Source organism: Candidatus Sodalis sp. SoCistrobi, from assembly GCF_900143145.1.
Lineage (GTDB): Bacteria > Pseudomonadota > Gammaproteobacteria > Enterobacterales > Enterobacteriaceae > SoCistrobi.
This window is the reverse complement of the sequence record NZ_FRDB01000084.1, coordinates 1-11,421: the sequence shown is the minus strand read 5'-3', so window position 1 is coordinate 11,421 and position 11,421 is coordinate 1. Positions and strand designations below refer to the sequence as shown.

12 protein-coding genes and 1 pseudogene are annotated in these 11,421 nt (G+C 50.9%); 5 read left to right on the top strand and 8 right to left on the bottom strand.

Annotated features, from left to right (window positions below):
• The 3 genes from CINSTRO3249_RS07600 to CINSTRO3249_RS17590 all read left to right on the top strand — a co-directional run.
• On the top strand, positions 1–229 hold a 229-nt coding region (locus CINSTRO3249_RS07600), incomplete at its 5' end, for an integrase core domain-containing protein (RefSeq protein ID WP_143146879.1).
• 2 nt (positions 230–231) lie between these two features.
• Entirely contained in the window at positions 232–969 is a 738-nt protein-coding gene (locus tag CINSTRO3249_RS07595) for a phage tail protein (RefSeq protein ID WP_074012829.1), read from the top strand.
• Between the two features lie 71 nt (positions 970–1,040).
• Positions 1,041–1,562, top strand: a complete 522-nt coding sequence (locus CINSTRO3249_RS17590; protein ID WP_371441373.1) for a tail fiber assembly protein — start codon at positions 1,041–1,043, stop codon at positions 1,560–1,562.
• 134 nt (positions 1,563–1,696) lie between these two features.
• On the opposite strand, the gene CINSTRO3249_RS07585 is transcribed toward CINSTRO3249_RS17590, so the two are convergent.
• From CINSTRO3249_RS07585 to fliF, 7 genes and pseudogenes are all read right to left on the bottom strand, one after another.
• Positions 1,697–2,977, bottom strand: coding sequence for an O-antigen ligase family protein (locus CINSTRO3249_RS07585; RefSeq protein WP_074012828.1), 1,281 nt, complete (start codon positions 2,975–2,977; stop codon positions 1,697–1,699).
• A gap of 2 nt (positions 2,978–2,979) precedes the next feature.
• Complete coding sequence (locus CINSTRO3249_RS07580; protein WP_174249756.1) at positions 2,980–3,873, bottom strand: glycosyltransferase family 2 protein; 894 nt, start codon at positions 3,871–3,873, stop codon at positions 2,980–2,982.
• A 652-nt stretch (positions 3,874–4,525) separates the two neighbouring features.
• Positions 4,526–4,948 (bottom strand): flagellar export protein FliJ, encoded by a 423-nt coding sequence (gene fliJ / locus CINSTRO3249_RS07575; protein ID WP_174249755.1) that lies wholly within the window; start codon positions 4,946–4,948, stop codon positions 4,526–4,528.
• An 80-nt stretch (positions 4,949–5,028) separates the two neighbouring features.
• The gene (fliI, locus tag CINSTRO3249_RS07570) at positions 5,029–6,402 is read right to left on the bottom strand and encodes a flagellar protein export ATPase FliI (RefSeq protein WP_074012825.1); all 1,374 of its coding nucleotides are present in this window, start codon (positions 6,400–6,402) and stop codon (positions 5,029–5,031) included.
• Positions 6,403–7,092 carry a flagellar assembly protein FliH gene (locus CINSTRO3249_RS07565; RefSeq protein WP_074012824.1) on the bottom strand — a complete coding sequence of 230 codons (690 nt, stop codon included), beginning with the start codon at positions 7,090–7,092 and terminating at the stop codon, positions 6,403–6,405.
• The gene (gene fliG / locus CINSTRO3249_RS07560; protein WP_074012823.1) at positions 7,085–8,077 is read right to left on the bottom strand and encodes a flagellar motor switch protein FliG; all 993 of its coding nucleotides are present in this window, start codon (positions 8,075–8,077) and stop codon (positions 7,085–7,087) included. The genes CINSTRO3249_RS07565 and fliG overlap by 8 nt, the downstream gene beginning before the upstream one ends.
• A pseudogene (fliF, locus tag CINSTRO3249_RS07555) lies at positions 8,074–9,698 on the bottom strand (flagellar basal-body MS-ring/collar protein FliF). The gene fliG and the pseudogene fliF overlap by 4 nt, the downstream one beginning before the upstream one ends.
• Positions 9,699–9,932: 234 nt before the next feature.
• On the opposite strand from fliF, the gene fliE reads away from it, so the two are divergent.
• Positions 9,933–10,250 (top strand): flagellar hook-basal body complex protein FliE, encoded by a 318-nt coding sequence (gene fliE, locus CINSTRO3249_RS07550; RefSeq protein WP_074012830.1) that lies wholly within the window; start codon positions 9,933–9,935, stop codon positions 10,248–10,250.
• Positions 10,251–10,485: 235 nt separating this feature from the next.
• On the opposite strand, the gene CINSTRO3249_RS17180 is transcribed toward fliE, so the two are convergent.
• Positions 10,486–10,635 carry a hypothetical protein gene (locus CINSTRO3249_RS17180; protein ID WP_174249754.1) on the bottom strand — a complete coding sequence of 50 codons (150 nt, stop codon included), beginning with the start codon at positions 10,633–10,635 and terminating at the stop codon, positions 10,486–10,488.
• Positions 10,636–11,251: 616 nt separating this feature from the next.
• Between CINSTRO3249_RS17180 and CINSTRO3249_RS16515 the strand changes: the two genes are divergently transcribed.
• Positions 11,252–11,421: IS1 family transposase (locus CINSTRO3249_RS16515; RefSeq protein WP_143146886.1), on the top strand; the 170-nt coding region annotated here is incomplete at its 3' end.

Sequence of the window (11,421 nt, the reverse complement as noted above, 5' to 3'; positions counted from 1 at the left end):
CGGCGACTCCTACGATAATGCGATGGCAGAGAGTATCAACGGGTTGTACAAAACGGAGGTTATCCACCGCGGGAGCTGGAAAAACCGGACGGAAGTGGAGTTGGCCACGCTGGACTGGGTGGACTGGTACAACAACAGAAGGCTGCTCGGGCGGCTGGGTTACATCCCTCCTACTGAAGCCGAAATGAACTATTACGCTTTGCAATTAGCATCAGAGGAAGCGGCGTAGTATTGCCAAAATTACTCTCTAATAAACTCGGGGTTATTCAGGGGGCGATGATTGACACCCAGACGGAGCATAAGAATATTCTGGCCGAAGTGGGCATGAAGCCCGATGGTAGCCAGTCCGCACAACTACTGGCGGCAATTAAAGCGATTGCAACAAGTATTGCGGCGGAGACCAGCGCCAGTATCTTGCCAGTCGGTGCCCCTATTGCCTGGCCGTCGGATAATATTCCTGCAGGTTATGCCCTGATGCAGGGACAGACGTTTGATAAAAGCAAATATCCGAAATTGGCAATGGCTTACCCATCAGGGATCATTCCTGATATGCGTGGCCAGACCATCAAAGGTAAATCTGATGAACGAGCCATACTCAGCAGAGAGGCGGGTGGCATTCAATCCCACACGCATTCAGCAACGGTGTCCAATACAGATTTAGGTTCAAAAGCCACGGACGTTTTTGATTATGGTAATAAAGGGACGGATGGGCAGGGAGAACATACCCACACCTGGGGCTCTGCAATGAGAAAGGAAGGTGGTAGCGATCAACATGTCGGTAGCAATCTAGGTAATACATTTGGAACAACGTCTGCAGCGGGTCATCACGGACATACTGTTGCCATTGGCCCACATGCACATAATGTTCATATAGGTTCGCATGGACATGCTATTACCATCAATGAAACAGGAAATATGGAGAATACAGTAGATAATATTGCATTTAATTATATTGTGAGGCTGGCATAATGATTTTTGAAAAATCTGATAAACCCCAAGTCATGACTGTTTACAATTTACGTGCTGATACAAAATAATTTATCGATAAAAGTGATGCTTATATTCTTCCTCACAACGATTTACCAGCCAATTGTGCCCTGCTGCCACCACCAGAAATCCCTGCGGGACATGTCGCTGTCTTTGATGAACGTAATGCAGAATGGTCACTTGCAGAGGATCACCGAAGAGAAATAGTTTATGATATTAGAAATGGTTCACCTGTTCTTATTACTCAACTCTGCACGACTCCTAAACATACTGTCAACATAGCGCCTTCAGGACAATACGACAAGTGGAATGGAAGTGCATGGGTGAAGGATGAGAACGCAGAAAAAATAGCTCACCTAGAAAAAGCGATAACCAAAAGAGATTATCTCATCGACATGGCCTGTACAATGATCAGAGAGTGGCATAGCGAATTACTACTGGGATCTATCTCTGATGAAGATAAAAACAAGCTTCAGATATGGATTGATTACATCAAAGCGTTGAAATCAATGGATTTAACTTCGGATTCATGTGTCATATGGCCGATGTTACCTGATGAAAAAAGTTCTGATTAATTAATATTATCTCGTCAAATAACCAGAGTCACGAATTATCATTAATGTTACTAAATTTAATAAAGAATGTTCTAATTCCGCAATTTTTCACATTGCGGAATTTTAACCACTAAAAGTATTTATAAAAGTGAGTTTTAATTTTCTATGGCATTGCTTGCCTTATTATAACACGCTAGCCAAGAGGTTAAAAGAAGCACAGAGAATACCACCACATATTCTATTGAAGTTAAAATAACATCAGTTAAGCCATATAGCATAGCAGACAAAGATAATATTGAAATTGGATTGTATGGGAATCTCTTACAGAGACCATTGCTAAAAATCAGTGTGTAATAAAAAAAACATAATATAGAAATTCCAAATATACCGAACAAAGAGGCGGTTTGAATAATTTCATTATGCAAGTGAACATCTAGGTATTTTAGCGCATCGGAGTTTTGATTTCTTTCAGAATGCAGAAAGTTACGTATTTTTTTATTTCTAGAGTATTGTGTTTCACCTAACGGTGCATTGATAAATGTCATGACGCCTACACGCCACATCGTAAATCTGGCACCTAGTGAAGTATTGTCATTACCATGTTGATAAAGTGAGACTTCTTGCTTAGTTTGATTATAACGTAATGAAATTACATTCCAATTACTGTAGATTACTGATGCGAAGGTCAGTATTATGAATAGCAAGGGAGTTGAGTTTATTTTTCTATCTTTGAATATCACATGTAAGATTAGCATGATTACGGCTAATGTATGGATGAACATTACAGATCTAGTTTCGGTAAGGAAAACTACATATATTGACAGCAGTCCCGAAGAGAAAATAACATATTTCTTTTTAAGACTTAACTTATCACATATTACTACAGCTATAAGTACCAGCGATAGTGCGCTGTATTGATATGCGGCGCCTGTGGCTCGATCCACAGCAAAAACTATGCGATCTGATGTCTCAATATATTGCCATATACCATAGATACTTGCGATGATGAATGTAACCGATATAGAAAGTATACAACACCGACGTATGAACGCACTTTGAATCCTGTCTTGATTATATAACCATACAGCATACCAGCTAATCACTGCAGCCACAAACCAACGTTTACCTGGTGTGAACAACGTCCCCTGGGCATTATGAGAAACTAATTCACACAATAATGACCAAGTACTATATAATAATGACAGTAGTAATAGAGGAAGTATCATCTTACAGATTGAAAGTGAAGATAGGCTTTCTCTGAAGTTAGTTGCTATGCCCAGCAAACCCAAATAACCACAAAAATAGAAAGAAATCCTACTTGCTTTTTCGTCAATAAAAGCTAACGGCAAAATAACAAAAAAGGAACAGAAAAAAAGTTTCGCGATGTATTTTTTCATTGACTCTTTATGTTTTTCACTCATGGACAAATCACTCATGGTTACAATAATTTACTTGCCTTCAATTTCAAATATTTTTTCTTGTCACTAACTCTAACAAATGGTGATAAAATGAACCTCGTCATTGATATTTCTTTGCACATGTCAATGAGGATTTTGATGGATTCTTCATGCAAATACTCAGGAGACAATTTTCTTAGTTCATTTATTGCGCTACAATAGGCAATTGGTCCTTGTCGCTTTAGCGTTTGGATTTTTATTTTTTCTAAATTCATTCGTTCAGTAATCTGCTTGGTGTTTAAACTATTAGTTAAACTATCTTCTCTTTTGAAATAACTATAAAAGCTGCTTTTTGAAAAGAAAACATCCTTAATTAAAGGAAGTGCTTTAAGTAAAGTGTATTCATCTTCATAATATTTTTTTTCCACTATTCCAATTTTTTTTAGTAATGACGTCCGATAAAATTTACCTGCAAAATGTCCCTGAATTTTCTTTCCTTTCAAGTACATATTTATAAAATCCTTTTTCCGTACGTATTTTGGGATAGTATAATTTTTGATACAGTCTCCTTCTATTGGTGTAGCGAGTAAGTCAAAATCTTTTATCCTTAAAAAAGGAAGTATATTTTTTAAAAAATCCCCATAAACAGTATCATCACCATCAAGGATGGTAAAATATTTTCCTTGACATTGACTTAATGCATATTGTCTTACTCTTCCTATGTTCTTATACTCAACACGGAAATATTGGATCTGCGAATATTTTATAGAATACTCTTTCATAATTTTAGGAGAATCATCGCAAGATGAATCATCGAGTAATATTATTTCATAATCATGTACATCTTTCATCGCTGATAACGCGCTATCTAAACATGCAGATACGTACTTTTCAAGGTTATGAACTGCAACAACGATAGATAAGGAAATAGTCATTATGTTTACCATATGTTAATTTCATGTAAATTTAATAGCATGTAGCTATCTACTTATATAAATCAAAATGTAAATTATAAATCAAAATTCACGAAAAAACTCTAAACATGCAAAATATTGTTTTATAAAACTTTTATCTTATGTAGATGACAATGACATATACTAAAAATACTTCAAGATGCAGTCGCCTATCCAGCAGAAGACCCGGGCAGTAAGGTCATCGCGCTTTATCTGCCTGTATCTTCAAGTTAATTGGGATATCAGAAAGATTTAATAAATATTAGATAGCATCACAATGCTATAGATCATGGTGCAAATGATCAATAAAAATCTATTTTTACGGGAATTGATTTAGTCCGGCATTGGAGAGGAAGGCGGCAATTTTTCATCCACTTTATCTGTTGGCGAACTCAGGACTATGGATGGCATTCGCTCTGGAGCAATACGCAAGCATGGATAGCCTACTTCATTCAACATTGTTGACCTGAAATACTGATTGGGTAGTAATCGTCAACGCAAGCGCGAGTTAATCATCTGCAATTTTGCTTGATAATTTTTTTGCAAACAATTCTGGACTGTCCAAAATAGCCATTTTTTAGGATTTAAAGGGGTCCAGAATTGTCTGCAAATTAGTCCAGAATATTTTGCATCGCTACAGACGCGAATGCAGCGTGCTCAGAGCATTTAACCGTTGCTGTTTACTTTGCCAAAGCGCCATCGCCTGATGTAACTTTTCTTTCCACTGATTGAGCGCGTGGCGGTGCTGGGCGATAGCGGTTTCCAGCGTCAAAATGAAGTGCTGAAAATTTTCATAATCGCCGGAGACAATGCCGGCGGTCAGGCCGGATTGCAGCTTTTGTCGGTACTCCAGCTCGTACGCCAGCAATTGTTCCAATTTGGCCGCGGCCTGTTGGCAGGCGTGTCGGACTTGCCCGAGCGCCTTTGCCGCCAGGTCGCTATCTTCACGGGCGCGGGCGCGCAACACGTCAAGCGCCGACGGTATTTTCATTTGCCCTCCCGCGCGGGCGCAGCGCGCAGCGCGCAGCGCCGTGGCCGGTAAAATGACGTTATCCACGTCGTCGACGGACGAAACCGCAGGCGCTTGAAGCCCCTTTACCGGGTATGCACGGGGGCGCGTGAGGGCCTGACTGGACATCATGCCCCCTCTCCAGCCGGGGCGAATAGGGCCTGAAGTTGCCGTCGCGCCTCGTCATATCCGCACGCTTCATGCATGCCCTGCTGCAAAAAACTTTCGATAGCGGGATAAAGGGCGATCGCGTGATCCAGCAGCGGATCGCTACCGGACGCATAGGCGCCGACGCTTATCAGGTCGCGGTTGCGTTGGTAGCGTGACAGCAGCTGTTTTAACTGGCGGACATCACGTTCCTGTTCCGCCGTCACCAGCGCGGTCATTACCCGGCTGATAGACGCCTCGATATCGATGGCGGGATAGTGGCCGCTTTCCGCCAAATCCCGCGACAAGACAATGTGGCCATCCAGTATCGCGCGCGCGGCATCGGCAATGGGATCTTGCTGATCGTCCCCTTCGGTCAGCACGGTATAAAAAGCGGTGATCGAGCCGCCGCCGCTGATGCCGTTGCCGGCGCGCTCCACCAGCGCCGGCAGGCGCGCGAACACCGACGGGGGATAGCCTTTGGTGGCGGGCGGCTCGCCGATGGCCAGCGCGATTTCCCGCTGCGCCATGGCATAGCGGGTCAGCGAGTCCATAATCAGCAGCACGTGCTGGCCGCGATCGCGGAAATCCTCGGCGATACGGGTGGCGTACGCGGCGCCCTGCATGCGCAGCAGTGGCGAAACATCCGCCGGCGCCGCAATCACCACCGATCGCGCCAGTCCCTCGCTGCCGAGGATATTCTCGATAAAGTCTTTGACCTCCCGGCCGCGCTCGCCGATAAGCCCGACCACGATGACATCGGCGCGGGTATAGCGGGCCATCATGCCGAGCAGCACGCTTTTACCGACCCCGGAACCGGCGAACAGCCCGATACGCTGCCCCCGACCGACGGTCAGCATGCCATTAATGGCGCGAACGCCGACATCCAACACCTCGGTGATCGGCGTACGCTGCAGAGGGTTGTAAGGCTTGGTGATAAGCGGCGCCCGTACCAGGGCGACAGGGGCGGGCAGGCCGTCGAGCGGTCTGGCGCGACTGTCCAGCACCCGTCCCAGCAGCGCCTGCCCGAGGGGAAGCTGCTTGCCGTGATCCGCCTCCTGCCCGGCGGCAACCACCTCGGCGCCGGGCACAATGCCTTCCACGTCTTCGAGCGGCATCAAAAACAGTCTGTTGCCGTTGAAGCCCACTACCTCGCACTCTACCTCGGCGGCGTCATCGCCACCGCGCCGCACCACCCGGCAGGCGGCGCCCAGCGGCAACTGAAGACCGCTGGCCTCCATAACCAGACCCGTCGCCCGCGTCAGCCGGCCGCAGCGCCGTACCAGCGGGACCGGCGCCAGCCGCTGTTCCAGCGCATCCAGCGCGCCGAGCCAGCGTTTAAGCCGCGCGGTCATCTAGAGCACCTCCGGCGCTGCCAACCGGCAAAGCGCCCGCCAGCGGGTGGCCAGCGACGCGTCCAGCGTGCCGTCGGCGGCGCTCAACGTGCAACCGCCCGGGTGCAACTGGGGATCGGCCTGCAGGCGCCAGCCCAATTGTTCGATCGTCTCGGCCAGATGTTGTTCCACCAACGGCAGCATGGCGGGATGGACCCGCAGTTGCAACGGGCCGCTAAAGGCCGGTTCTTGCTGCAACAAATGCTGTATCGGCGCGGCCATGATGTCGTTCCATTGCGCGGGCAGTGCGCCCAGTACCTGCCGGGCGGCATTCATGGCTAACTGTGCCAGACGGTCGGCGATGAGGGTATCCATGGCGTCCAGACTATGTTGAAATTCAATGGCGAGATTTTGCCACCGGGCAATCGCCGGCTGCTGTTCACGCAGTCCTTGAGCGCGGCCTTCCTCCAGACCGGCCTGCAGGCCCGTCTGAAAACCTTCTTGCTGCCCTTGCTCAAAACCCTGGCGCTGCCCTTGCGCGAAACCCGCCTCCCGGGCGTCCTGCAGCACTTTTTCCCGCATCCGCGCCAGCGCGAGCTGCTGATGGTGCTGCTCGCTGGTGTCGTTGGCCGGCGCGGGGCGCGCTCCCGGCGGCGGCGCGAAATCCGTTAGCGACCAGGGACGCCAGGCGGCATCATGGCTATCAGACATAGGAATCCTCGGCGCCGCTTATCACGATCTCGCCGCTTTCGGCCAGGCGGCGGACGATCTGCAAAATGGCTTTCTGTTCGTTTTCCACCAGCGACATGCGGATCGGCCCGCGGTTGGCGAGGTCGTCCCGCAGAATATCCGCCGCCCGCTGGGACATATTGGACAAGAACCGCTCGCGCAGGGGTTCGTCGGCGGTTTTGAGAGCGATTATCAGCGACTCGCTTTCCACTTCCTGTAGCAGGCGCTGGATACTGCGGTCGTCCACCTGCACCAAATTCTCGAACAGGAACATCTCGTCGATGATCTTCTGCGCCAGTTCGCGGTCGAAATCGCGCATGGCATTGATAACCGCCTCTTCCTGCTGTGTTTTCATCAAATTGATAATCTCGGCGGCGGTACGAATACCGCCCATCTTGCTGCGTTTGAGATTCTGACCGTCCAGCAGGCCGTTGAGCACCTCGGTCAATTCCGCCAGCGCGGCGGGCTGTACCCCGCCAAACGTGGCGATACGCAGCATCACGTCGTTACGCAATTTTTCGTCGAACAACACCAGAATATCGGCGGCCTGACTGCGCCGCAGATGGACCAGAATGGTGGCGATAATTTGCGGATGTTCATCGCGAATCAAATCGGCGGCGCTCTGCGGCTCCATAAAGTTGAGCGTTTCCATACCGGTGGTGGTTTCACGGGTTTCAAAAATATCTTCCAGCAGGCTGGAGGCGCGCTCTTCGCCGAGCGCCTTCACCAGCACCGAGCGCAAATAATCGCCGGTATTGACGCTCAACGCGCTGAACTGGTCCGCCGCGACCTCAAACTCCTTCAGCACCTCATTTAATTGCGCCTGGGAAATTTGCCGCAACCCGGCCATCGCGCTGCTCAATTGCTGCACTTCGCGCACGGCGAGATGCTTAAACACCTCCGCCGCGCGATCTTCGCCGAGGGTCAACAGCAAGATGGCGCTTTTCTCGATACCGGTCATAGTCATATTTCGTTCGCTATCCATTGACGCACTACCAGGGCCACGATGCGCGGATCGCTGTCCGCCAATGTGCGTACCCGCTCGGCCCGGGCTTCGGTGTGATCGCGCTGGGCGGCGCGGGGGTTTTATTCGCCACCAGCGGTTTCACCACTTTGCGCCACAGCCACCAGGCCGCCAACAGAACAATCAGCCAGCGTCCGGCGCTCAGCAGCGCGTTGAGCAGCATAGGCTGTTGCCAGAACGGCAATGCCGGTTCGCCGTCGTTGTTTTGCATGAACGGCGTGTTAATGACGCTCAGCGTGTCGCCGCGTTCGCTGGAATAACCCATCGCCTCGCGGGTGATGGCTTCAATTTGTCTAAGCGTTTCGGCCGGCAGCGGTTTACCGGCGGCATCCTCGCCGGCCCCCTGATAGTTCACCACCACCGCCACCGAGAGCCGCTGGAGCTGGCCTACGTTGCGCCGGACATGACGTAACGTGCGGTCGAGTTCGTAGTTAACGGTTTCATCCTTGCGGGTATTGGACGACGACATCGGCGCCCGCCCCGACGCGGCGCTGGCGCTGGCGTTGGTGTTGGCGTTTGGCGTCGGCCGCGTCGCGGTTTTTGCCGGGGCGCGGTTGGCGGGCGTTCTATCAATAGGGGCGCTATTGGCCGGAGCGGGTTGATTGGAAAGCGCGCCCGGTACTCCGCCCTGTGCGCCGCCGCCCAACTGCTCGCTCTCAGACGCCTGGCGTGAGCGAATGGCGGCGTTATCGCCGCTACCGTTAGGGGCGTAACGCTCTTCGGTTTGCTCTTGACTGTCGAAGTCAATTTGCGCCGTAACTTGCGCGTGAACATTGCCGCTACCGACCACCGGCGCCAGAATATTTTCGATGCGGCGCTGAAAGCTGTTTTCCAATTCGTTGCTGAATTTGAGCTGGGTTGCGTTCAGTTCACGTCCGTTGGCATCGGCCTGGGTCAGCAAATGCCCCTGCTGATCCAGCACCGTGACATTGGCCGGCGGCATCCCGGCCACGCTGCTGGCGACCATATAGACGATCGCGCTGACCTGACCATCATCCAGCACCCGGCCGGGTTGCAGCGTCAGGGTCACCGAAGCGGAGGGATTTTTTTGTTCACGAATAAACAGTGACGGTTTGGGCAGCGCCAGATGCACCCGCGCGGACACCACCGGGCCGAGAGTTTCCATAGTACGCGCCAGCTCGCCTTCCAGACCGCGCTGGTAATTGATCTGCTCGCTGAACTGGCTGATGCCGAATTTTTCCTGATCCAGCAATTCAAACCCCACCGCGCCGCCCTTCGGCAGGCCCTGACCCGCGAGTTTCAGCCGCGTTTCATGCACCTTGTCCGCCGGGATCAGCAACGCCGTACCCTGTTCCGAAAAGCGATAAGGGATATTCATTTGCGTCAGCTGCGTGACGATATCGCCGCCGTCGCGATCGCTTAAGTTGCTATACAGTACCCGATAGTCAGGACTTCTGGCCCACAGCGCCAGCACGACAATCAGGGCGATGGCAGCCGCCACCGCCACCGCGGCGGTCAATTTGGGATGAACACGTAACCGCTCCAGATAGGGAGCGAAAGGGTTTTTACCTTGTGTGGCGGAACCGTTTTTAACCGTGCTCATACCTTATTCCTGCCAACAATGGAACGTAACGGGCTGCGTTGCTGATAACAAAACTCTCTCCCTGGCGCGTACGCGTGGGGTTTTCGGTGAACAACATCAAATATGAGGGGTATTATTTACTGGAGCAGGCAAATCGATGGCCTAAATAGCCGGGTTTTTTAGCGTTAATTGCTCGCTTAACCCCCGGCGATTTCTGCTAAGGTGGCGCCAACATCACAAAAGGAAACAAACGGAATTTCGGTTCAGGGTATTGAGGCGGTAGTGGCGCAACTTACCGCCACCGCGCGCGCGGCGGATAGCATGATAAGTCACGACGTGGCGGGGCAATCGGCGGGGTTCGCGCAGCAGCTCGGCGCCGCGCTGGATAAAATCAGCGACACGCAAATCCAGGCGAACCGTGAGTCACAAGCGTATTCGAGCGGTGAGACCGACTTACAATTAAACGATGTGATGATTGATCTACAGAAGTCATCCCTTTCGCTGCAAATGGGCATACAGGTCCGCAATAAACTGGTATCCGCCTATCAGGACGTCATGAACATGTCGGTGTAAAAACTGTTAGCCGGGGTAATACCCGATACCGCAAAAAACCGTGCTGTGTCGTTTTCATGCTGCGTTGCTGCGTTGCTGCGTTGCTGCGTTGCTGCTCTGTGCGCCCTGGTGTAAAGAAAGCGTGTTGCCGGCAACGCTGCGCGGGACGGCGGCTATGCATCGCGCAGGCGCCCTTGCTCATGCACGGCAGGGGCGGGCGCCTTTAACGACCGGACGCCGCAGCAGTGGGCGACGATCAGCTATGTTTTTCCCGGTGGGCGATAGTCTTCTGCTCCTCTTCCACCTCGGCATCGGCGTTGTGGGCCATATGACATAACGCCATCACCAAAATGGCAATGGCACAGCCAACCATACCTCCGGCCAAAAAGACGAGTGTATAGATCATAATGTCACCTGCCGATAAAGTGGGGAAAAAGGGGCTGCTACAGGTGAATTGACGGTGATTAGCCGGTAACGAATATTGTTTTTCATGGTATTACCCATCTACCTTAGCCTGGTGCAGGCGGAAGGTTATTTATTGGCTGTCCCCGGGCGCCGGGCGAGTTTATGCATACTCTTAGCCGGCCAATGCTCGGGGAAATAAGGCATATTCTCGCCTTTCACAAACAGATACACCGGCGATCTTGTCGCCAGACATTATGTTATCGGCACGCCGCGGCAAAACTGTAGGGTCAGTTTGTGCTGCTGCACACTTTGTTATGCCCCTCCCGCCGCCACGGCGAAATAAAATAAGCCGTTCACCCTCCATAGCCCGGAGCCCCAAGCCCCAAGCCCACCGCTAGCGGACCAGCGCCGTCAATCAGTTGCGATCGGCCTCTATAACGCCGTGATTACCGCTAAGCCGGCTGAACAACGGCACCGGCGCACGCCACCGCTATTTGATATCGCCCGGCAGTATCGACGCGCTATCGGAAAATTTGGAGTAGGCTGCATTTAACGTATGGGTAATGCCTTCAAATAGTTGACTTTTGTGATATTCTGCCTCTATTTGAGGTTTCCACGTGGTTACAGTTTCTGTTCATTGTCCTCGCTGCCATTCAGATGAAATTTATCGACATGGCCTTAGTCCAACTAAGCGCGAACGCTTCCGGTGTCAGTGCTGTCACCGTGTATTCCAGCTTACCTACCGCTATGAAGCGCGAAAGCCGGGAGTTAAAGAGCAGATCGTTGA

Bases quoted from the DNA above. Each gene is read 5' to 3' on its own strand.
- fliI (WP_074012825.1), bottom strand. From the start codon at position 6,402: ATGACCGCGCGGCTTAAACGCTGGCTCGGCGCGCTGGATGCGCTGGAA.
- CINSTRO3249_RS07565 (WP_074012824.1), bottom strand. From the start codon at position 7,092: ATGTCTGATAGCCATGATGCCGCCTGGCGTCCCTGGTCGCTAACGGAT.
- fliG (WP_074012823.1), bottom strand. From the start codon at position 8,077: ATGACTATGACCGGTATCGAGAAAAGCGCCATCTTGCTGTTGACCCTC.
- CINSTRO3249_RS07585 (WP_074012828.1), bottom strand. From the start codon at position 2,977: ATGAGTGATTTGTCCATGAGTGAAAAACATAAAGAGTCAATGAAAAAA.
- CINSTRO3249_RS07580 (WP_174249756.1), bottom strand. From the start codon at position 3,873: ATGACTATTTCCTTATCTATCGTTGTTGCAGTTCATAACCTTGAAAAG.
- CINSTRO3249_RS17180 (WP_174249754.1), bottom strand. From the start codon at position 10,635: ATGATCTATACACTCGTCTTTTTGGCCGGAGGTATGGTTGGCTGTGCC.